Genomic DNA, 21,314 nt, shown 5'->3' on the forward strand with positions numbered 1-21,314 from the left:
CCCGCCGGTCACTGCCTTTTAACCTTGCCGCCGGCGCGGCGGCTTAGGCGCGCGATGCGATGCGATGCGTTGCCGTGCGTTCAGCGGTACTGACCCGCGTACTTCAGCACCTTGTCGACGTTGGCCTTCGTGATGAAGCCCGGGCCCGAGCCGATATTGCGCGGCCCGTAGGACGGCGTGAGCCCATAAGTGGCAAGACGCTCCTTGAACTTCGGATTCGCCTGCAGGATCTCGCGGATTTTGGCCGGATCGGTGGTGTGGTCCTTCTTCACGATCGCGAGTACGGCAACCGGGATATAGCCCTGCAAGTACGGTTGCTGGTCGATCGCGAACTGGATCGTGCCGTCCTGGATGCCCTTCGCGATGTCGCTGTCGAAGTCGAACGTCGCGAACCAGATCTTGCCGGCGAGGCCCATCTGCTGCAGCGCCTTCAGCGTCGGATCGGCCGACAGCGGACCGAGCGTCAGCACCGCCTGGGTATCCGGATGATTGCGCAGGAACGCGCTGACCTTCGACTGCACGCCGGTCGGGTCCTGACCCGTGTCGAGCGTCGAGGTTTTGAAGTTGGCGCCGATCGCTTCGGCGAAACCGCGGCAGCGTTCGAACGAAGCCGGGTTCGTCGCGTAGTGGTTCACGCACAGGAACGACTTGATGCCGGCGGCCTTGGCCTTTTCTCCGGCGGCTTTGCCGGCCGCGAACTCGGGCTGGCCGACGTGCATGATCGCGCCGAGCTTCGCGCTTTGCTCCTCGGTGCCCGAATTGATCGTGACGAGCGGAATGTGCTTCTCGGTGACCTTCGCGATCGAGCTCTTCAGCACGTCGAAGTCGGCGATCGACACGATCACGCCGTCGTAGTTGCGCGCGGCCGCCTGCTCGACGAGACGCGCCATGTCGGCGATGTCGCCGTTCGGCGGGTTGCGGTAGTCGGTCTGAACGTTGAAGTCCTCGTCGGCCTGCTTGATCGCGTTCTTGATCGTGTTCCACCACGAATCCGAATCCGGCGCGTGGCTGATCAGCACGAAGTGCGCGTCCGCCGCGCGGGCGGCCGAGGTCGCGCCGAATCCCGTCGCCAACGTCAACGCCGTCACCAGAATCCTGAGCGTTGCCTTGCCTCTGCAAAGTCTCATTGTCTCCACCTTTCTCGGTCTGTCGTTCGTTATTGAGGGAGCGACTGGCGGGCGGCTTTCCATTCCGATGACCCACACAACGAGGCCGAAGCGCCATCGCTCACGACCAAGAGTAGGTCATCTTCCGAAGCCTTGCAAAGAAAATTTCATGACAAATAAAAATGGAAAATACGTTCCATTTGACGGGGCGGCCGCCTATACTCGGCAACGTCGGATGCACGTTGCGGCGGGCCGCGGGCGCGTCTGCCGCATTGCAGGAAACCCCGAGAGGCTGTCATGGCGGAACAGATCACCGAAGAAGCGGTGCCGAGCGTCGACGAATTGATGCAGCGCATCGCGGATACCTACGAGTCGCTGCCGCGGCAGTTGAAAAGCGTCGCGACGTACATCGAGCAGCATCGCGCGAGCGTGATGATGGATCGCACGAGCGATATCGCCGCGAGCTGCGGCGTGCATCCGTCGGCGGTCGTGCGCTTTGCGCAGCGCTTCGGCTTTTCCGGGTTTTCGGATCTGCAGGCGGTGTTTCGTCAGGCGTATACGGGGCAGGGCGTGTCGTCGTCGAGCTATCAGCAGCGCATCCGCAAGCTGATCGACGAGAAGCCCGGCACCTTGTCGGGCGGCGCGGTCGCGCGCGAGTTCATCGCCGCGTCGCGCGGCGGCCTCGAAGAACTCGAAGCGGGCCTCGACGACAAGCAGTTCGATGCCGCCGTGAAGATGCTGCAGCAGGCCGACAACATCTACGTGATCGGGGTGCGGCGCTCGTTTCCGGTCGCGAGCTACATCGTCTATGCGTTGCAGCACACGCACAAGCGCGTGCATCTGGTGTCTGGCTTCGGCGGCATGTATCGCGAGCAGATCCGCAGTGTCAGGAAGGGCGACGTGGTGATTGCGATCAGCTTCGCGCCGTACGGCAAGGAGACGCAGTACTGTCTGCGCGTCGCGCATCATCTTCAGGCGAAGACGCTCGTCATTACGGATAGCCAACTATCGCCGCTCGCACGCTACGCCAGCACGCAGCTGTACGTGAAAGAGGGCAGCGCGTTCGCGTTCCGCTCGCTGACCAGCACGATCTGCCTGTGCCAGGCGCTCTTCATCGCGCTCGCGTACAAGCTCGAACTGAACGTTGAAGAATCCAACGACACTGGAGGCTACGATGACTGACGCGGTAAACACGATCGACGTCGCCGTATTCGGCGCGGGGCGCATCGGCAAGATCCATGCGGCGAATCTCGCGCGGCAGCCCGGCGTGCGGCTCAAATACGTGGTCGACGTGAATCGCGAGGCGGCCGCCGCGCTCGCCGCGCAGCATGGCGCGCAGGTTGCGGATAGCGACGGCGCGATCGGCGATGCATCGATCGGCGCGACCGTGATCTGTTCGAGCACCGACACGCATGCGGACCTGATCGTCAAATCGGCCGCGCAGAACAAGCACGTGTTCTGCGAGAAGCCGGTCGATCTCACGTTGGAGCGCGCGCGGATGTGCGCAGAAGCGGTGGAGCGCGCCGGTGTCGTGTGCATGATCGGTTTTCAGCGACGCTTCGATCCGACGTTTTCCGCGTTGAAAGCGCGTCTCGACGCGGGCGAGATCGGCACGCCGGAAATGCTCGTCGTCACGAGCCGCGATCCGGGCGCGCCGCCGGTCGAGTACATCCGGCACTCGGGCGGCATCTTCAAGGACATGCTGATTCACGACTTCGACATCTGTCGCTGGATTCTCGACGACGAAGCCGACACGCTGCACGCCACCGGCAGTTGCCTCACCGACCCCGCGATCGCCGACGCGGGCGACATCGATTCGACCGCGGTGACGATCCGCACGAAGCGCGGGCGGCTGTGCCAGATCAACACCGCGCGGCGCGCTGCCTACGGCTACGACCAGCGCTTCGAAGTGCTCGGCAGCACCGGCATGCTGCAGGCGGGCAACGTGCGGCCGACCGAGGTCACCGCTTACTCGAAGACGGAAGTGTCGACCGACGTGCCCGAGGCGTTCTTTCTCGAACGCTATCGCGCGGCCTACGCGCTCGAAATCGCGCATTTCTTCGACGCGGTCACGCATGGCAAGCCGGTGCGCACGACCGTCGCGGATGGCCTGAAAGCGCTCGAACTCGCGGAAGCCGCGACGCGGTCGTGGCGCGAGGGCCGCGCGGTCAAACTCGGCGAGGCAGCGTGATGAAGCCCGCCATGGAGCGCTTGCGGATCGGCGTGGTCGGCCTTGGGCGGCTTGGCAAGCGGCATGCGGAGAATCTCGCGTATCGCGTGCCGGGCGCGACGCTCACGGCCGCGTGCAGTCCGCTCGAAGATGAACTGGCATGGGCGCGTGATGCACTACCCGCACCGCGTCTCTACACCGATTACGCGGACCTGCTCGCCGATCCGCGCGTCGACGCGGTATGGCTCGTCACGCCGTCGTCGCTGCACGCGCAGCAGATCGTCGACGCATTGCGCGCCGGCAAGCATGTGTTCTGCGAAAAGCCGCTGTCGCTCGATGTCGCCGAATGCGAGCGCGTGCTGGCCGAAGCGGCGCGCTATCCGCACCTGCAGGCGACGATCGGCTTCATGCGCCGCTTCGATCCGAGCTACCGCGACGCGTTCGATAAAATCGCCGCCGGCCAGATCGGCCGGCCGTTCCTCGTGCGCTCGCAAACCACCGATAAAAACGACGACGACGGTTTCTTCGTGCGCTTCGCGGCGACCTCGGGCGGCATCTTTCTCGACTGCACGGTGCACGACATCGACGTCGCCCGCTGGCTGCTCGGCAAGCCGCGCGCGACGCGCGTGTTCGCGGCGGGCACGGTCGCGCTGCACGAGGGTCTGCGCGAATTCGGCGACGTCGACAACGGTGTCGCGATCTGCGAATTCGAGGGCGGCAAGCTCGCGATGTTCTACGCGTCGCGCACCCAGGCGCACGGCAACGATACGCACAGCGAAGTGATCGGCACGGCGGGCGCGCTGACGATCGGCCGCAATCCGCGTGCGAACCGCGTCGAGATCTACGATGCGACCGGCATTCGCAACGAGTGCACGCCGAACTTTTTCGACCGGTTCGAGGACGCGTTTCTGCACGAGGCACGCGCGTTTGTCGCATCGGTGCAAAAAGGGCCGGGGAAGGGCGATGCGGCACAGCGTGGCGCGACGCTCGCCGATGCGCTCGAAGCGACGCGTATCGGCGTGGCGCTGCGCGAGTCGCTGCAAAGCGGCGGGGCGGTGACGCTGTAACGGCGCGCGGCACGGCTCGCGCGTGGAAATGGGCGTCGTGGCGATGCCCGGCGCCGCTGCTCCGCCTGCTGTAGAATTTGACCCTCTGTCCGGCGTCGTCAGCGACGCCCCGTCCCGAAGGTCATCGTCGATGCAAATTCAGATTCACAAGGAAGTCGATGCGCGCGGGCTCATGTGCCCGCTGCCCATCCTGCGCGCCAAAAAGGCACTCGCCGACATGGAAAGCGGCCAGATTCTCAAGGTGCTCGCCACCGATCCCGGCTCGCAGCGCGATTTCGCCGCGTTCGCGAAGCAGACCGGCAACGAGATCGTCGAAAGCTCGGTGCATGACAAAGTATTTACGTTTCTGATGCGGCGTCGATGAGCTGCATTCGGTAAAACTGTCGGTCCGATGTAAAAAAGAAGGCGCTGTCCCCATTATTCGGGGTACAGCGCCTTCTTCGTTTCAGCCGGACTTTCGACGTCAGCCTTCGAGAACCGGTGAGCGGGTACGCAGATATTCTTCGAAATCGGCGGCTACTTCCGGGTGACGCAGGGCGAACTCGACGGTCGCCTTCAGGTAGCCCAGCTTGCTGCCGCAGTCGAAACGTGTGCCGTGATACTTGTACGCGAGCACCTGTTCGTCGGCGAGCAGCGACTGGATCGCGTCCGTCAGTTGCAATTCACCGCCCGCGCCCGGCTTGATGGAGCGCAGGTGATCGAAGATGCGCGGCTTCAGCACATAACGGCCCACCACGCCGAGGTTCGACGGCGCCACGCCCGGCTCCGGCTTTTCGACGATGCCCGACATCTTGATGATCGAGTCTTCCCATTCCTTGCCGTCGACGATGCCGTACGATTTCGTATCTTGCGGCGGGATCTCTTCGACGCCGATCACCGAGCTGTGATAGTGATCGAACACCTCGATCATCTGCGTCATCACGGGCGGCGTGCCGTACAACAGGTCGTCCGCGAGAATCACGGCGAAAGGGTTGTCGCCGACCAGCTTCTCGGCGCACAGCACGGCGTGGCCGAGGCCCAGCGCCTCGGCCTGGCGCACGTAGAAGCAGTCGACGTGGCTCGGCTTGATGCTGCGCACGAGTTCGAGCAGCTTGTCCTTGCCGCGCGCCTCGAGTTCGGCCTCGATCTCATAGGACTTGTCGAAATGGTCTTCGATCGCGCGCTTGCTGCGGCCCGTGACGAAGATCATTTCGGTGATGCCGGCCGCCATCGCCTCTTCGACCGCGTACTGAATCAGCGGCTTGTCGACGATCGGCAGCATCTCCTTCGGGCTAGCCTTCGTGGCGGGGAGGAAGCGGGTGCCAAGACCGGCTACCGGAAAGACCGCCTTCGTAACTTTTAGCATGTGAATACCCTGAGTCCTCTGGTTAAATCCTTGCCCGCCGTTGAGGGGGGCGGGCGCGTCGGTCAGGCCGGCAAGCGGGCCAGTTGGGCTTTCAGCTTGCCGACGGTGGCTTCGAAATCGGCCAGCCGCTTCTGCTCCTGTTCCACGACCGCCGCCGGCGCCTTCGCAACGAAGGCCTGATTCTGTAGCTTACCGTTGCACTTGACGATTTCGGCGCTCAACCGCGTGATCTCTTTCGACAGGCGTTCGCGTTCGACCGCTGCGTCGATTTCGACCTTCAACACGAGCTTGTCCGTTCCTACGATAGCAATCGGCGCGCCATCCGCCTGGGCGTCGAGCGCGGCCTCGTCGGCGATGATCTGCACCTCCGACAGACGCGCAAGTGCCTGAGCGTAAGGCGCGAAAGTACGAAGACGCTCCGCATTGCCGGTGGCGAGCAACGGCACCTTCACCGCCGGCGACAGGTTCATTTCACCGCGCAGATTACGGCATGCATCGATCACCGCTTTGAGGTCGGTCGCCCACCGCTCGGCGTCTTCATCGAGCTTCGACGGCTCCGCGACGGGGTACTGCTGCACCATGATGGACGCCTCGCCCTCGGCCTTGCCTTCCGGGTAGCGTCCCGCGAGCGGCGCCACTTTCTGCCACAGCGCTTCGGTGATGAACGGGATCACCGGATGCGCGAGGCGCAGCACCGTTTCGAGCACACGCAAAAGCGTCCGCCGCGTGGCACGCTGCTGGTTCGGCTGCCCCGTCTGGATCTGCACTTTGGCGAGTTCGACGTACCAGTCACAATATTCGTCCCATACGAACTTGTATATGGCGTTGGCCACATTGTCAAAACGATAGTCGGAAAAACCCTTGACGACTTCCGCTTCCACGCGCTGCAGTTGCGACACGATCCAGCGGTCGGCCTGCGAGAAATGCAGATTGCCTTCTGGCCCGCATTCGCCACATTGCGCCGGCTGGCCGACACCGCAGTCGTGGCCTTCGCAGTTCATCAGCACGAAGCGCGTGGCGTTCCACAGCTTGTTGCAGAAGTTGCGATAGCCTTCGCAGCGCGCGAGGTCGAAATTGACGTTGCGGCCGAGCGTGGCCATCGACGCCATCGTGAAGCGCAGCGCGTCGGTGCCGAACGCCGCAATGCCGTCCGGAAACTCCTTGCGGGTCTTCTTCTCGATCGACGCGGCCAGCTTCGGATTCATCAGGCCGGTGGTGCGCTTCGCGACGAGCGCGTCGAGGTCGATGCCATCGACGATGTCGATCGGGTCGAGCGTGTTGCCCTTGCTCTTCGACATCTTCTGGCCTTCGGCGTCGCGCACGAGACCGTGCATATAGACCGTTTCGAACGGCACCTTGCCCGTGAAGTGCGTGGTCATCATGACCATGCGCGCGACCCAGAAGAAGATGATGTCGAAGCCGGTGACGAGCACCGACGACGGCATGAAGTGCTTCAGCTCTTCGGTTTCGTTCGGCCAGCCGAGCGACGAGAACGGCACCAGAGCGGACGAGAACCACGTGTCGAGCACGTCTTCGTCGCGCTTCAATGCGCCGGTGTAGCCGGCCGCGACGGCCTTCGCGCGCGCGTCCTCTTCGGTCTTGGCGACGAACACTTCGCCGTTCTCGCCGTACCACGCCGGAATCTGATGACCCCACCACAGCTGACGCGAGATGCACCAGTCCTGGATGTTTTCGAGCCACTGGTAGTACGTGGTGGTCCAGTTTTCCGGCACGAATTTGATCTGGCCGTTGCGCACGACGTCGAGCGCGGTTTCGGTGATCGACTTGCCCGGATTGAACGTGCCTTCGGGCGCCGGCTTGCTCATCGCGACGAACCACTGGTCGGTCAGCATCGGCTCGATCACGACGCCGGTGCGGTCGCCGCGCGGCACCATCAGCTTGTGCGGCTTGACCGATTCGAGCGCACCGAGCGCCTCGAGATCGGCGACCACCAGCTTGCGGGCTTCGAAACGGTCGAGGCCGCGGTATTTTTCGGGCGCGTTGTCGTTGATCTTCGCGTCGAGCGTGAGGATTTCGATTTGCGGCAGCTGGTGGCGCAGGCCGACCTGATAATCGTTGAAATCATGCGCGGGCGTGACCTTGACGACGCCTGTGCCGAATTCGCGGTCGACGTAATCGTCGGCGATGATCGGCACTTCGCGGTTCGACAGCGGCAGCGTGATGGTCTTGCCGATCAGGTGGGCGTAGCGCTCGTCTTCCGGGTGCACCATCACGGCGGTGTCGCCGAGCATGGTTTCCGGACGGGTGGTGGCGACGGTCAGATGGCCCGAGCCGTCGGTCAACGGATAGTGGATGTGCCACAGGTGGCCGTTTTCTTCTTCGCTGACCACTTCGAGGTCGGATACGGCGGTGAGCAGTACCGGGTCCCAGTTCACGAGGCGCTTGCCGCGATAGATCAGGCCCTGTTCATACAGACGCACGAACACGTCGCGCACGGTGGCCGACGTCTTGTCGTCCATCGTGAAGTATTCGCGCGACCAGTCGATCGATGCACCGAGACGACGCACCTGATTCGTGATCGTGGAGCCGGATTGCTGCTTCCACTCCCACACGCGCTCGACGAACTTCTCGCGGCCGAGGTCGTGGCGCGACACGCCCTGCGCGTCGAGCTGGCGTTCGACGACGATCTGCGTGGCGATGCCTGCGTGGTCGGTGCCCGGCACCCACAGCGTGTTCTCGCCGAGCATGCGGTGATAGCGGGTCAGGCCGTCCATGATGGTCTGGTTGAACGCGTGGCCCATGTGCAGCGTGCCCGTGACGTTCGGCGGCGGCAGCTGGATCGAGAAATCCTTGCGGTTCGCGTCGAAGGAGGGCGCGGCGTAGGTGCGCTTTTCCCATTCAGGGCCCCAGTGGGCTTCGATGGTGTGGGGTTCGAAGCTTTTTGCAAGCGTCGAGGTCGGGTCGCTCGGGGTGTCGCTCATGTTTCTGTTAAAGGCAGGATTTTGGAGGCGGGGAAGGGTTGATTATAGCTGGAGGAGGTTTTTTGCCGGCCGGCGGCCGGTGTGGACAGGGGTTATGCTTTTTTCGTTGTTCTGGCTTTGTTGGCCTTTCCTTGTTGTCTTATCGGTCTATTAGCGTTGCCCCTGTGCGGGGCGGGGCTTTTTTCGTTGTTCTGGCTTTGTTGGCCTTTCCTTGCTTTGTTATCGGTCTATTAGCGTTGCCCCTGTGCGGGGCGGCACCTACTTTCTTTGCTGCTGCAAAGAAAGTAGGCAAAGAAGACAGCTCAAACCGCCAGCTCTTAAGCGGGTCCCCTGGCTTGGAGGGGGTAGTGGTGCGTCTGGAATCCGTGCCCCCGCACATTCCCCGTTCGTGACAAAGCCGTCATCCCTCCCACTCCGCACTACGTGCGTCGCGGACGGGTCTGCCTGGGAAACCAATGGTTTTGCCCGCGCAGCGGGGGCCGTCGGCTGCGCCTCGGCGACGCGCCGAAACAACCAGTGGTTTTTGAGCGGGGATTCGGCGCGCGTAGCGCCGCCGGAAGAATGACTGCCTTGTCACTAGCGCGGAATGTGCGGGAGCACGGATTCCAGATGCACCACTACCTCACGCGGACCGAGGGACCCGCTTAAGAGTTGGCGGTTTTAGCTGTCTTCTTTGCCTACTTTCTTTGCTGCTGCAAAGACGGATTTGAGCCTGAAACCCTTATGCAGAGGGATTTACAGGAAAATTCCTGCTTTTCCATCCAACAGTCCATCCAACAGTCCGGCGCCTGACAGCCTTCGGCTTCCCGGAGTCTGCCAGAAACCCTGCACAACGGGGCCTTCACAGTCTGCCTGAGCCTGCCGGACGCTTGCCTGGAGCTTTCCCCGAGCAGCGGCTTGCACAGCCTTATCGGGCGGGCCTTGGTCCTTTCCATACCCGTATAAAATCAGTTGCGCATTATCTCGTTCAGGTTGCGTTAGCAAAATCCGTTGTCTAGGATTCCGACTCGCAAGGCTGATATGAAAATGCCCTCTGATTTATCTTGTTACGAAGGGACACAAAAATGTATGGACTTGATCTTGACGTGATCGAATATCTGACTGATCGCGACGGAAACCGGATTAAGGCAGTCGTGCCGACGACCATGCTATCCAGCCTCGTAGAATTCTGGTGCGCTGCGCGCCGTGCGCAGACCGCCGACATCGAGGCGAGCGCGAGGCCCGGCATGTTCCGGACCTCGCTCGCAGGCCTGCTGCCAGCGGGCTTCGAGATACCGACGACCACACCGCCGTCCTCGAAGTCCGACCTGAGATGGTCCGCCTTGCTCGACCGTTTGCCTGCTTCCGCCACTCCCGATTCACCGTCCGAAGTCATTACGCCGAATGAGTCCCGCGATATAAAGCGGAAGCCTGCGCATATGCGGCAGACATTTTTCGCCCGGGAGTTTATAAGCCCGCCGCCTGAGGAAGTGATTCAGGCGATTAATAAAGGTGTCTATTTTCTCCATGCGTGGCGCGATTATCGGAAGCTGACCCGGAAGGACGTCGCCGAGTTAATGGGCAAGACGGTCGACACGATTAACTGGCACGAGAACGGCTACACGCGGCCGACCGCCATCACGCTCGCACGCTTCGCCGATATTTTCGATTGCCCGGTCGAGCAGCTGACCGTCCGGCCCGACAGCAATACGCAGCCGTGGCTGACGCTGATCTCCAATCCTGACGTGCCGCAGGCCCCGAAGGAGCTCAGGCCGGAACCGACCTCGCCCGAGGAAACCGACTACCCGGACGCCGTGCTCGCGCATCTGCTCGACGGCAAGGCACCGCTGACCGCCTGGCGCCTGTTCCGCGGCCTCACGCTGTCGCAGCTTGGCGAGCGCTACGGATCGAGCCCCGGCAATATCAGACAGATGGAAGCGGCGACCTTCCTGCGGCCGAAGTCAATCGCTAAGCTGTGTCCCATCCTGAAGTGCAAACCCGAACAGCTTTTGCGACCCGAGGGCCTGACAATACGCGAGCGGGACGAATCCCCGGAAAGCCGCCGCATCAAACAGGTCATGAGGGCACACGCGTGAATACGATGACGAAGGAAGCGAAGGATTTGCGGGTCGGCGATGTGCTACTGCTCTCCGGAATGCAGCAGCATGAGGTCTTCGCCGTGACGCCGATCGGCCACACCGGCGGCTATGTGGAAGTCAGCAGCCGCCAGCCAGGGAAGCCCGACAACGTGAGCGTCGCGACGATGCCCGCGAATGCGCCTGTGAAAGTTCTGGCATGAACGCCCGCTACGAATTTTTCATCGCCGACCGGTTCGTCTGCCTGATTGACCGCGACGAGACCGGTTGCCGCTCGGTCACGAACGACATTGAACGCGTCGTTGCGCACGACCTTGGCTATCTGCTCACGCCGGGGCGCCGCCTCGTCTACCGTGACTCGATGGGCGTGTGGGACGAAGTCCTGCTGTCGTTCAGTGAAGGTATCGCCCGCTTCGAAGTCTTCCGCACCCTGAAGGACGACCAGCATCTGAAGGACATGCTCGACCTGCTGACGCCTGCGTTCTTCGGCGAGCCGTCCGACGCAGACCTGCTCCGGGCTGGCTACAAGCGGCCGTTCCGGGTACTCGCCGATGGTCGTGTCGCGGCGATCATGATAATCAACTCGAGTATCGTTGCGGTCGCAGTCGGCATCCATGCGTTCGGGCAGCAAGATGCGTTCTACTACCGCAGCCACGAGCAGGCGGAGCAGGCCCTTGAACAGTGGCGCAAGGGTCCCGAACCGGCTGGCTGGTTCCGTCACCCGCAGAGCGGCCGGCGGCGCGAGAATGGCGACCCGGCACGCGAGTACTACCAGCCATGAGGACCTGAGCCATGCGTCGATCCGGCCGTCCCCGCTTCACGCCCTTGAACCTGAGAGATTAAGGATGTACGTCATCGCAACCCCGATGCGCGAGCGCGGCCAGCAACGCCCGAAGCGTGACATCGAGCATGCGCAGGGTGTCAGCGGCGACATGCTGATTACCCACGAGCACTCCGAAGCGTACGGACGTGCCACGAAGATCGCGAGCTTCCTGATGGCGGGCGCGAGTGACGAGCCGCCGCTGCCGCCGCTGCACGATGTCGAACTAAGCTGGATGGGATCGAACGGGTTCCTGCTGACCGGTATCGAGTTCATCGGGCAGACGGTCTATGCGCAGTCGTGGTGGTGTCGCGCGCCTGTAGCGAAACATGATGAATGAGAGCGACCATGAAGCTATCTGAACGCAATGACCTGACAGCGACCTTTGACAGGGCCGCAGAGGTCGGCAACATGCTCGACGTGCTGATCCCTGACGGCGAGCCTGACGATGCCCCTGTGATGGTCACAGTCGGCCTGATGAAGCGTGCTGCACTCCTGCTCGCGTTTATGAGCGGCTATGCACGGGCGACCTTGCCGCCCGTCAGCGAGTGCAGTGATGACCCGAGCACACAGCACCAAGGCAGTGACGCACACGGCACAGGGCACGACATTGGTTAGAGGTCGGCATGAGTGATCGACCGTGGGAGACCGAGCCGCACGAAGCTGCGTTCATCGCGAACGGCCTGCAATGCTTCATGATGCGCAACGACATGCAGGTCTGGTGCGGCTATGTCGGCGTACCCGCTTCACACGTTCTCTACGAGCTCGATCGTCTTGACCTCGTGCCGTTCCCCGAGACGTGGCGCGATCGTCATGTCCTGCCCGACGAGCAGGGCATCGTGAATGTGTTTCTGTCGATGTTCCGCGACGCGCGCAACGAGATACCAGAGTCGCACGCACCGCTCGCGATGGTCCTGAGCGCGCACGGCGGCCTGAGCTTTTCCGGTAGGCTGTCGTCGTGGCCCGACCTGTGGTTCTTTGGCTTCGACTGCGGCCATGCCGGTGACTACTCGCCGGGCTTGCATCAGGTCCTGCTCGGCAGCGGGTATCTGCAACGCGGCCCCGACTTCGCAGGCCCTTTGTTCAGTACCTATCGCACGTTTGATTATGTGCAATCCGAAGTTATCTCGCTGTCTGATCAGATAGCCAACTTCGGTGACCTTCCGGCCTCATAACGCGTCTATCAAACCCCTGTGGCATAAGGCTTTGATGGATTAGAGCGGTTCGCCAAGTTTGCCCCGTTTACCCCATCTGATGGGGCAAATAGTATGGAGTCCTGCCCTGTGCTTTCAGACCTGAAAGACAGCGAGGCAAGTCTACATACAGGCGAAAACATGAGAGTTGAAGAACTGATGGAAGTGCTCGAAGGCCTTCCCCCGCACGCAGAGGTCCGCCTCGCACAGCAACCGAACTGGCCGTTTGAATACTCGATCGGTGACATCGCCGAGCTTGTGACTGATGACGGGTTCGTGGTCTATCTCGGTGAAGGTCAGCAACTCGGGTATCTGTCCGGCGAGGCCGCCGAAAGTCTCGGATGGAAGTGAAGGAGCAGACCATGACGAACCCCATCAAGGCCTATGTGATTGACCCGTTCACGTGGACCGTTACAGAGGTCCAGCGGCCCTCAGGCGGTCGCAGCAACGGCGGGTCTCTCAGGGAGATTTACGACCTGATCGCCTGCGACTGCGTTACCGCCGTCTACCCGGAGAACTCCGGTTCCGATGCGCTCTATGTCGACGACAACGGTCTCGACCGTGCCGATCAGGCCTACTTTTTCTGCACCCTGTATCCGCATCAGCCGCTCGCAGGCAAGGGCCTGTGGGTCGGCAGCACGCCTTCAGGGAATGACACGAGCCCCGAGATGAGCATCGAGTACGTCCGGGCACACATCCAGTGGTTGCTAACACGATGAGGCTGGCAATGAGTAGAGAGACCGTTCGCGAGGTGCTGGGCACGTTGCACACAGGCTCACTCGCCTGGCGGCTGACCCGGCTGAAGCCAGGTGAGTTCCTGCTCGAATCGGATGCTCACGAGCACATCCGCAAGCACTGCATGCGCGCGATGACCCAGGCGAGCCAGCACGAAGCGGGAGCCGCTTTCGACCTGACGCTCTGCTACGGCATGAAGCACGACGCAACCGGCGGCAACTTCCGCTGCTTCAAGATCACGCGGACATCATGAAACTGTCCGACTCATGGACCGAGACAGCACGCGGCGAGCTTGCCGCAACTGGCTTACCTGCAAGGAGTTAACCATCATGGGATGGAGCTTTAGAAGATCGATCAAGGTCGCACCCGGCGTGCGGATCAACCTGAGCAAGAGCGGGACAAGCATGTCTGTCGGCGGCAAAGGATTCACCTACAACACGCGCGGCCGGACCACCGTGAGCCTTCCCGGCACAGGCATCCGCTATACAAGCACGAGCACGCGGCACCGTTCAGCCGCACCCGTTGCGCCGCCTCTCGGCTTGAAGTTCCGGTCGCAGTACTGCCAGCTATGCGGCACGAACACACCGCACGCCTATGAGCCGATGTCGTTCCTGCTGGCGCTCATCCTGTCGTGCTTCTGGCTTGTGCCGGGGCTGCTCTATATCTGCTACGCCGTGCGCCGCGAGAATCGGACGGCCGTCTGCGTAGCAAACCACGCGAGGGTGAAGTGATGCCTAAGTCTGGACTGAGCAACGGGCGAACGCGCTGCTCGACGAGTATCTGTACTCAAAGGACCCCGAAGCCTGCACGAAGGCATACGACACGATGATGCGCCGCTTCCTGTACGGCACGAAGGGCGCGGTCCGGCGAGCGTTCACGCAAAGGGAGCACGAGCAGTGGCTTGAACGCTGCAAGTACAACGTTAGCTGGCTGGCGGAAAGCGAGAAGTGTGCGGCTGATCCTGACGACTCGTACACGGACGACATGCTGTTCCGGCTGAAAAAGAAAATGGGCTATCTGAGGAACAAACTGATTCGCCACCTGATGGACCCCAAGAGCAATTAAGCGCCCGCCGACCTGCGGGCATTTTTTTAGAAGTGAAGTGATGAAGACGTTTTTGCTTACCGGCCTGCTGGCCGTTTCCCTGAGCGGCTGTGCCGCCTTCTGCGACTCCAACGATATTGGCTGCATCAACAAGGCCAACGCAGTCAGCGCGAGCATTGCGGCTGGCGGTATAGCCGCCCTTGGCGCCGCTGCCGCCTATCAGGCCTCGCGCCCTGTCTATGTCGAGCCTGTCGTCGTCGTACCGGTCCGCCGCTGCTACGGGTACTACTGCTATTGAAGGAGTGAAGTGGCGCCACGATGACTGGCGCAAAGATTGACCAGCCCGCCTGAGCGCGGGCTTTTTCTCGTGCTGACCTGCTAGGGCCTCGCCGCTCCCGGCCCACCTTCGTCTCCTTCCTCTTCGTCGTCATCGATCTCCCGCAGTTCGATGACGCCTTCGTCGTCTGCCTCGAAGACCTCTGTCGCGCCTGCTTCGAGCACCGTGTCGCTGACGATGTCGTTGTCCGTGATGACGCGCACGTCTGCGTCGCCCTGATTCTCGATCCTGACTTTCATCGCTGGTTGCTCCCTTGCTGTTGCTGCTGGTGGAAAAGCGGTTGCACGCACGGCCGCTCGGGTCTGCTGTCGGCGTCCTGTGGGAACGGCAGGCAGGCGCGCGGCGTCGTGACAAGTCCAACGTTGCCGCCGATGTCCGTCAGGACGTTGTGATCGCCTGTGATGCGCACGCAGGTACACCCACTTTCGATCGTCAGGACAACCACCATCGCGGCACGCAGACGGATCACTCCGGCCGCTCCGGCCAGTCGATGTCGAGCGGGAACCCCGGCTGCTGCGGCACGTCGCGCAGTGCCTGCCGGTAGTCGTGCCATGCCTGCGCCATGTTGGCCGCTTTGGACCCTGCTGGTGCATCCGTCACAGTGGCGCGGCCATCGCTGGCATCAAGGCAGGCATCACGATACTTGCGCGCGAAGGTGGCGCGGTAACTGGCTTCGTTCGCCTGAAAGTGTGCCTTCAGATCAGCGATATCCGGCTTGAGCTTTTCATCGAGCGCCCAGGACATAAAGTCAGGGTCCCCAATCTGTTCACCCGTGGCCGGATCGATAGGATGACCAATCGTGTAGTCTCTCCCGGTCTTCAGTTCCGGGTAAAGATCCTGCATCACCATATACATCAGGTCATGCGAGTAAAGGCCATTGACGACAAGGTTCTTCATGATCATTGATTCCTTAACCAGACCGCTTGCAGGTACAGCCACCCGGGTCCGGTAGTGGTCCTGATGCCGACCATCACCCAGGGATCACCGGAAACCACGGTGGTATCGGCCGCGCCACCGGACGCCTGGCCGAACTCCCATAAGCCACTATTATGATGGACCTGTGCTCCCGCGCCCGCCTTGCCACCGAGCACATTACTGAGCCAGTCACCAGCCCATGTCATATAGAGGTTGCCGTCCGTCGAGACTATGCCGCCACCTATGTAGGCACTACCGCGTGTTCTAATGCTCTCCACGGTCATGTTTGCCACATCGTCCATGCTGGCGACGACCGAGTTATAGGCGTTATTGACCCACTCCATGCCGCCGGCACTAAGACGACCACGCATATACATCACGGTACCATCAGCGGAAAACATGCCGATCTCGCCATAGGCACCAGGCTGGCGACAGTTAAGCCGCCCGGTCAGATTGATGCCGCCTGCGTTGATGTTCAACGTATTGCGCAGCGTGACCCGACCATCGTCATAGATCATCATGTTCCAGCTGGCGCCGGAACTGTTGACGAAGCCACACCCAGGCATACCCGTATCGCCACGCAGAAACGTTGCGCCACCGCCATAACCGAGGTTGATAGCGGCTTGATTCGCCATCGTGAGTGCGCCCGTCATCGTGTCGCCCGTCTTCAGTACACACTTGCCCGCCTCGGCCGCGATCTGCGAGCGGAGGTCTCCGAGGAAGTCATCGAGCGGGCCAATGTCGATCCATGCATCGTTCGCGTTGGTGCGGCGCTTCAGGCGCATCGCGGTCGTGTCGCCCCACATCATGCCGGGATACATCTCGGGCGGATCAAGCGGTCCCACGTTGTCACCGAGCAGCGCGAGCACGATCACATTCAACTGCGTGCGCATGTCCAGACCTGACGGATGCGCGGGAACCTGATAGCTGACTGGCTGCGTCATGACTCATACCCCTTTCTGTAATTTCGGACCGATGCGTGCGCGCCTCGCGGTCAGCGCCGGCAGATCAATTGACATCAACGCGCTGTAGCCGATCCCGTCGAGGTCGGTATGTTCATAGCCGTAGCCGCGCGCGATCCAGTCGCACGTCTTCGCGATACTTGCGCCCGTCGAGTCCTGGAACTGGATGCGGAAGCCCGTTGCGCCCTGCTGGTCGATCAGCCATTTGTCGCCGGTCGCAAGCCCTTGCGCCACGATGCTGATTGCGGGTGCGTCCCTGAACGGCACATTGAAGTTCACCACCGTTCCGCCTGCGGCGACGGGCACGTTATTGCGGCTTTCGATGCGATCAGGCACATCGACCGTCGCGCCGAGTTCGGTCACGCCGATGCCGTATGTCGTGTCCTTCACATGCAAGGCCAGTGCGAAGCGCGCCGCGCGGAACGTGAGGTCCGCAGCGACGAGGCGTGTCCACGGCCCCCAATCATCGTCCGCGGCGGTCGCGGGATCAACGTTTGTGAGCGACGCGAGAACAAGCCCGCCCCCTTCGTCAATCTTCGATCCGTCGACATCGGGGCGTGCATCCCAATCCGGCCACGTATCCACGTCATCGAACAGGTCGTAGACCGAGCCGTCGAGATACGAGGTGCATCGCACCGTATAGACCTTGCCCATGTCCACAACATGATCGAAGTAATACCCGGCATCGGTGGACACGGCATAGCGGTCTTCGTCCTGCGAGATATACAGCACGCCGGTCCGCACTTCGGTATTGACTTTATCGCCTGCGAAGTCCGGCTGCTGCGCGATGTCTGCGATCAGGTTGTAATCGCGCAGTGGCCCGGTCGTGCTCACGACATAGGCGGCATTCATTGAATACGCACCAGACGAGTTCACGAACTTGGCGAGATAGGTTCCCTTCATCAGCGGCGCGAAGCCGTTTGATTGACCGCCTGCGAAGCGGCCGATCTCGTTTGCCTCTTCCCACGTCACCGAAGTGGACATCGCCGTCGAGTAGCGAATGATGACCTGACCGCCAACGATAACGTCAAGATTCTCGGCCGGACGCCAGGTAAGGTTCGCCGCGTCGTTGTAGATATCAAGCTGGAACCCCTGCACGTCTTCAGGCGGCTGGTTGAGTGCCCGCAGTTGCACGGTGATCGTTGCGGGGCCGCTGCGGATGCCGAGAGAGTTGATCGCCCATACGGTGAAGGTCCACATGCCTTCCTGCGTGGGCTCGATGTCAATGCTGCTCATGAACGCATCGGCATACTGCGGCGAGTTGCTTTCAAATTGCCACGCAACGGCGTAGCGCACCGCGCCGAGCGGTGCGAGCCATGAGAACGTGGCCCGCGCACCGACGACGACCGGCGAGATGAGGTACAGGCTCTCGGTCACGTTCAGTTCGGTGCATGGCGCGATATGGAACGGGTCGATAATGCCGGTCGGGATCGGCTCAAGCGTCAGGTCATTCTCGATCGCAGCGAACTTGTCGGCACGATAGGCGATACCGGCGATGGCATAGTTGCCGCTTTCGTCTTCGGTGTTGCTGATGCAGCGCCACTGCTCGTTCTGTGCGGCCGACGAGGAGAGCGACCAGACCGCCATGCGTGATGGAATCACCGTGAAGTCGGGAGAGACCACAAGCGTCGTGGTCGTGCCCGCACCGCTGAGCACATTGCTGGTCTGGATCGTGCCGTCAGGAAGGGTGACCGTAACGGTATTGGTCTCGCCGCCCACGAGCTCCACTTCCGCATCGAGTGTCAACGTCGAAGCCGTAGCATCAAGGATGCGACCGCCTGCGCGCATGCCTGCGCGTGCGCGGTCGGTCGTCGTGAAGACCTCGCCGGGGCGCGTGAACGCCGCATTGATGCCGGTCGCGAAGCTGACGGTCTCGGACAGCATCTGCTCGGTGAGCAGGGCCCAGCGGCCGACCCGATGTGCCTGGCCGCGCGAGGTACACCCTAATGCGTTGATCTGAAGTTCGCGGACGCCCCACTGGCTGATCGCGTCGCGATCTTCGACATACTCGATCGCCTGCTGGTAGCGGTTGGCCGGATCATTCCACGTCACGAGCGCGGTCGTGTGCCGCTGGTTCAGCGGCGTACCGACATAGGTAAAGAGCCCGTCGACCACGTTTGCGGGTGTGAAGATCATGACCGCATCGGCGGGCTTGTCGGCCGTCACCGTGAGCATGCCGCCCGACCAGAACAGCATCGCATTGAAGATGCTGGCGATCTGCTGTAGCAGCGTGATCGCGTCGGCGCGAGTCTGGATGTAGATGTTGCAGGTATAGCGCGGTTCGACCCCGCCGAGACCGTCGCTTACTGTGCCGTCGCAGTACTGCCCGATGTCATACAGGGTCCACTTGTCGACCTGCTCGGGTGAGAGATACGCACCGAGCCCGAAGCGCTCTGTCGTCGCGAGGTCGTAGAGGACCCATGCGGGATTGTCAGACCATGCCGTTTTAAAGGTTCCGTCCCAGATGCCCGTATAGGTCCGTGTGGCCGGGTCGTAGTTCGATGGGACCTGAATGCGGCGGAGCTTCGTGTCGAACGACAGCTTCGGAATCTGCTTGAACGTCGAGGCGTCGACCTGCACGCCGACCACCGCCGAGTAGGGATAGTTCAGTTGGGAGTCGACGATCTCGGTCATGGTCTCCCACTGGAAGGCATTCACGATGTACGTCGAGGTCGAGTCAGGCGTGAGGCGGCGCACGCGGATGTCGTAGGTGCCGCCCGCCGTGCCGAAGCGTGACAGGCCAAGCCGGTAACTGCGCTGGTAGCGGCTGGTCGTCTTGCCGGTGATCGTGTCGACGATCATCTGCTGGAAGCCCGCGCCGTTGCGCTGAATGTCGATCGCGACCTGTACGGTTGAGCCATACAGGTTGCCGTTGGTGGTGTCCTGCTCGGTCATCTGCGAGAAGCCGAGCGTTATGCGGATGGCGTTCAGGTTCGGGTTCGTCACGCTGCGCACGACCGGCGCGGCGGCGGTCACGATCACGCCTATCGTTGATTCGCTCTCGGTCGCAGGGAAGCCCGCGATAGGCGGCTGGTACGGCGTGCCGCTTCGCCATTCGATACCGGCGCCCGTGAGGTTCCATGTGCCGTCCGCATTCGCGAGCGGCGTGTCGTCGACGTAGATGCCCTGTGCGTCGCCGACGATGCCCTCGATCTCGCCTTCACAGAGCAGGTTGATGACACGGGCGTACTGGATCGAGCGCAGCGAATCCGGTGCTTCGGTGGGTGAGCTCGACGAACCGCTCCCGCCGCCCTTGCCACCGCCGCCGCCTGCGCCGATGACCGGGACCGCGAGAGGCGTTTTCATGACACGATGATTTCGTTGTTGGTCGAGAAGCCGACGCTGATGATCTGTGAGCCGATCAGCATGCGACCGTAACCAAGTGGCACTGGTCCGCCCTGGCCGGTCGTGTTGACCGCACCGTCGAATGCCAGCGACGGCTGGTTGTCGGCCTTCTCGGGCGTGGCGGTGGCAGCGGCGCGCGGCGCGAGCATCTGTGCGACGCCGGACAGCGCGAGCGACAGGCCGATACTGACGAGCGCAGGCATGAGGGTGCCGCCTGACAGGACGCCGATCGCGACGATGCCGATACCGGCGAGAACCTTGCCCCATGCGCCCGCACCTTCGACCAGCGGAACGACTTTCAGCACGCCTCTCGAAAGTGGATAGCTGATGTCGCTCCCGTCATAGTCCTGATGCGGCCCACGGACCCGGAAGGCGCGCGTCGCGTACTGGCGGAAGTAGGCACGCAGGCCCGGCACCATGACCTGCAAGGCGTGAAGCGCTTCGCCGGGCGAATGCACATCAAGGCGGAAGGAGCGGCCGAAGCGCTGGCCGAGGTCACCGTAGAACTTCACTTCGAGCATGGCGGCTCCTTCATGAACGCGTGATGACGAAGCACGGTAGTCGTGCGCTTCTGGTAGAACTCCTGCCAGGCCTCGCGGCGTGATAGCTGTCCGATCAGGTGGTGAAGGATCACACCGCCGCCGAGATAGACCGCCATATGGTTTTCACGCGGCGCACGAATCTGCATCAGGATCAGGTCGTGCTCGCGCAAGGTCTCGCGTGGCACTTCGACGAACCCTTCCTTTTCGAAGTTGTCGCGATAGAGGTCGGGACCGTTCGCGCCTTCCCACCAGCCCCACGAGCGGCGGTAGTCGCTGAGTTCGATACCCTGTGTCGCGTAGTAGTCACGCACCAGCGCATAGCAGTCGTGGACGCCATGCACGAACGGCCGGCCGATGAGCGGCGCGACATACCCCGAGGGATGCGTGAGCGTGAAGGAGCCAGTCGGATAGTTCACGATCAGCCAGGGCACGCCGGTCCGCTCGATGCCTGCGAGGTCCGCTTCAGTCGGCGTCGGCTCGGTGTACGGATGTGAATGCGCGAAGCCGATGACCTGTCCGGTTTCCTCAGCACGTACGAGGTCGCGCGGCTCGATCACGAAGTGTTCCGCAGTCGCAGCGATATTGCGGCAGGCAACGTAGAGCGGTGAACCGTCCACCTGCGCGATGATCGCGCCGCAGCACTCACGCGGCGCTTCTGCCTGCGCGTGGATCAGCACGAACGGAACAACGGCTTCGAGGTTGTGCGCGTCCATCAC

General features: G+C 62.2%; 26 protein-coding genes. 16 read left to right on the forward strand and 10 right to left on the reverse strand.

The annotated features are described in order from the left end of the window. Positions 1–80 precede the first annotated feature (80 nt). Entirely contained in the window at positions 81–1,127 is a 1,047-nt protein-coding gene (locus tag OKW35_RS33095) for a sugar ABC transporter substrate-binding protein (RefSeq protein WP_429293577.1), read from the reverse strand. 276 nt (positions 1,128–1,403) lie between these two features. Here OKW35_RS33095 and OKW35_RS33100 point away from each other — a divergent pair, with 276 nt between their 5' ends. The 4 genes from OKW35_RS33100 to OKW35_RS33115 all read left to right on the forward strand — a co-directional run bounded on the left by OKW35_RS33100 (position 1,404) and on the right by OKW35_RS33115 (position 4,707). Beyond that, complete coding sequence (locus OKW35_RS33100) at positions 1,404–2,288, forward strand: MurR/RpiR family transcriptional regulator (protein WP_184061480.1); 885 nt, start codon at positions 1,404–1,406, stop codon at positions 2,286–2,288. Continuing rightward, positions 2,281–3,297 carry an inositol 2-dehydrogenase gene (gene iolG, locus OKW35_RS33105; protein ID WP_429355863.1) on the forward strand — a complete coding sequence of 339 codons (1,017 nt, stop codon included), beginning with the start codon at positions 2,281–2,283 and terminating at the stop codon, positions 3,295–3,297. The genes OKW35_RS33100 and iolG overlap by 8 nt, the downstream gene beginning before the upstream one ends. Next, entirely contained in the window at positions 3,297–4,343 is a 1,047-nt protein-coding gene (locus OKW35_RS33110; RefSeq protein WP_429554274.1) for a Gfo/Idh/MocA family oxidoreductase, read from the forward strand. Before iolG ends, OKW35_RS33110 begins: the two co-directional genes overlap by 1 nt. 136 nt (positions 4,344–4,479) lie before the next feature. Next, positions 4,480–4,707 (forward strand): sulfurtransferase TusA family protein, encoded by a 228-nt coding sequence (locus OKW35_RS33115; protein WP_429555109.1) that lies wholly within the window; start codon positions 4,480–4,482, stop codon positions 4,705–4,707. A 99-nt stretch (positions 4,708–4,806) separates the two neighbouring features. Here OKW35_RS33115 and galU read toward each other — a convergent pair whose 3' ends face one another. After that, positions 4,807–5,688 carry a UTP--glucose-1-phosphate uridylyltransferase GalU gene (gene galU, locus OKW35_RS33120; RefSeq protein ID WP_090801031.1) on the reverse strand — a complete coding sequence of 294 codons (882 nt, stop codon included), beginning with the start codon at positions 5,686–5,688 and terminating at the stop codon, positions 4,807–4,809. A 62-nt stretch (positions 5,689–5,750) separates the two neighbouring features. Further along, positions 5,751–8,630 (reverse strand): valine--tRNA ligase, encoded by a 2,880-nt coding sequence (locus OKW35_RS33125; RefSeq protein WP_429554275.1) that lies wholly within the window; start codon positions 8,628–8,630, stop codon positions 5,751–5,753. A gap of 1,085 nt (positions 8,631–9,715) precedes the next feature. Here OKW35_RS33125 and OKW35_RS33130 point away from each other — a divergent pair. The 12 genes from OKW35_RS33130 to OKW35_RS33185 all read left to right on the forward strand — a co-directional run bounded on the left by OKW35_RS33130 (position 9,716) and on the right by OKW35_RS33185 (position 14,795). Then, entirely contained in the window at positions 9,716–10,705 is a 990-nt protein-coding gene (locus OKW35_RS33130; protein WP_429554276.1) for a helix-turn-helix transcriptional regulator, read from the forward strand. A gap of 5 nt (positions 10,706–10,710) precedes the next feature. Beyond that, the gene (locus OKW35_RS33135; RefSeq protein ID WP_429554277.1) at positions 10,711–10,908 is read left to right on the forward strand and encodes a hypothetical protein; all 198 of its coding nucleotides are present in this window, start codon (positions 10,711–10,713) and stop codon (positions 10,906–10,908) included. Further along, on the forward strand, positions 10,905–11,486 hold the full coding sequence (locus OKW35_RS33140; RefSeq protein ID WP_429554278.1) for a hypothetical protein: 582 nt from the start codon (positions 10,905–10,907) through the stop codon (positions 11,484–11,486). The genes OKW35_RS33135 and OKW35_RS33140 overlap by 4 nt, the downstream gene beginning before the upstream one ends. Positions 11,487–11,550: 64 nt before the next feature. After that, positions 11,551–11,865 (forward strand): hypothetical protein, encoded by a 315-nt coding sequence (locus OKW35_RS33145; protein WP_429554279.1) that lies wholly within the window; start codon positions 11,551–11,553, stop codon positions 11,863–11,865. A gap of 8 nt (positions 11,866–11,873) precedes the next feature. Continuing rightward, on the forward strand, positions 11,874–12,143 hold the full coding sequence (locus OKW35_RS33150; RefSeq protein ID WP_429554280.1) for a hypothetical protein: 270 nt from the start codon (positions 11,874–11,876) through the stop codon (positions 12,141–12,143). Between the two features lie 8 nt (positions 12,144–12,151). Next, positions 12,152–12,700 (forward strand): hypothetical protein, encoded by a 549-nt coding sequence (locus tag OKW35_RS33155; protein ID WP_429554281.1) that lies wholly within the window; start codon positions 12,152–12,154, stop codon positions 12,698–12,700. A 159-nt stretch (positions 12,701–12,859) separates the two neighbouring features. Continuing rightward, entirely contained in the window at positions 12,860–13,069 is a 210-nt protein-coding gene (locus OKW35_RS33160; RefSeq protein WP_429554282.1) for a hypothetical protein, read from the forward strand. 11 nt (positions 13,070–13,080) lie between these two features. After that, a complete protein-coding gene (locus OKW35_RS33165) occupies positions 13,081–13,437 on the forward strand; it encodes a DUF3846 domain-containing protein (protein ID WP_429554283.1) in 357 nt (118 codons plus the stop codon). A gap of 8 nt (positions 13,438–13,445) precedes the next feature. Then, positions 13,446–13,706, forward strand: a complete 261-nt coding sequence (locus OKW35_RS33170) for a hypothetical protein (RefSeq protein ID WP_429554284.1) — start codon at positions 13,446–13,448, stop codon at positions 13,704–13,706. A 76-nt stretch (positions 13,707–13,782) separates the two neighbouring features. After that, positions 13,783–14,184: a DUF4236 domain-containing protein gene (locus OKW35_RS33175; protein WP_429554285.1), complete on the forward strand. Its 402-nt coding sequence runs from the start codon at positions 13,783–13,785 to the stop codon at positions 14,182–14,184. A 94-nt stretch (positions 14,185–14,278) separates the two neighbouring features. Further along, on the forward strand, positions 14,279–14,518 hold the full coding sequence (locus tag OKW35_RS33180) for a hypothetical protein (protein WP_429554286.1): 240 nt from the start codon (positions 14,279–14,281) through the stop codon (positions 14,516–14,518). Between the two features lie 40 nt (positions 14,519–14,558). Further along, positions 14,559–14,795 carry a hypothetical protein gene (locus tag OKW35_RS33185; RefSeq protein ID WP_429554287.1) on the forward strand — a complete coding sequence of 79 codons (237 nt, stop codon included), beginning with the start codon at positions 14,559–14,561 and terminating at the stop codon, positions 14,793–14,795. An 80-nt stretch (positions 14,796–14,875) separates the two neighbouring features. Here OKW35_RS33185 and OKW35_RS33190 read toward each other — a convergent pair whose 3' ends face one another. Genes OKW35_RS33190 through OKW35_RS33220 form a run of 7 tightly spaced genes read right to left on the reverse strand, consistent with a single transcriptional unit; the run spans position 14,876 to position 21,311 of the window. Continuing rightward, the gene (locus tag OKW35_RS33190; RefSeq protein WP_429554288.1) at positions 14,876–15,073 is read right to left on the reverse strand and encodes a hypothetical protein; all 198 of its coding nucleotides are present in this window, start codon (positions 15,071–15,073) and stop codon (positions 14,876–14,878) included. Beyond that, positions 15,070–15,303 (reverse strand): hypothetical protein, encoded by a 234-nt coding sequence (locus OKW35_RS33195; RefSeq protein WP_429554289.1) that lies wholly within the window; start codon positions 15,301–15,303, stop codon positions 15,070–15,072. Before OKW35_RS33195 ends, OKW35_RS33190 begins: the two co-directional genes overlap by 4 nt. After that, the gene (locus tag OKW35_RS33200; protein ID WP_429554290.1) at positions 15,300–15,731 is read right to left on the reverse strand and encodes a tail fiber assembly protein; all 432 of its coding nucleotides are present in this window, start codon (positions 15,729–15,731) and stop codon (positions 15,300–15,302) included. The genes OKW35_RS33195 and OKW35_RS33200 overlap by 4 nt, the downstream gene beginning before the upstream one ends. Before the next feature lie 2 nt (positions 15,732–15,733). Beyond that, complete coding sequence (locus tag OKW35_RS33205; RefSeq protein ID WP_429554291.1) at positions 15,734–16,693, reverse strand: hypothetical protein; 960 nt, start codon at positions 16,691–16,693, stop codon at positions 15,734–15,736. Positions 16,694–16,696: 3 nt separating this feature from the next. Beyond that, positions 16,697–20,017, reverse strand: coding sequence for a host specificity protein J (locus OKW35_RS33210; RefSeq protein ID WP_429554292.1), 3,321 nt, complete (start codon positions 20,015–20,017; stop codon positions 16,697–16,699). Beyond that, positions 20,014–20,577: a tail assembly protein gene (locus OKW35_RS33215; RefSeq protein WP_429554293.1), complete on the reverse strand. Its 564-nt coding sequence runs from the start codon at positions 20,575–20,577 to the stop codon at positions 20,014–20,016. Before OKW35_RS33215 ends, OKW35_RS33210 begins: the two co-directional genes overlap by 4 nt. Beyond that, positions 20,565–21,311 carry a C40 family peptidase gene (locus OKW35_RS33220; RefSeq protein ID WP_429554294.1) on the reverse strand — a complete coding sequence of 249 codons (747 nt, stop codon included), beginning with the start codon at positions 21,309–21,311 and terminating at the stop codon, positions 20,565–20,567. Before OKW35_RS33220 ends, OKW35_RS33215 begins: the two co-directional genes overlap by 13 nt. Positions 21,312–21,314 lie beyond the last annotated feature (3 nt).

The sequence above is a fragment of the Paraburkholderia sp. MM5477-R1 genome (genome assembly GCF_050436385.1).
GTDB lineage: Bacteria > Pseudomonadota > Gammaproteobacteria > Burkholderiales > Burkholderiaceae > Paraburkholderia > Paraburkholderia tuberum.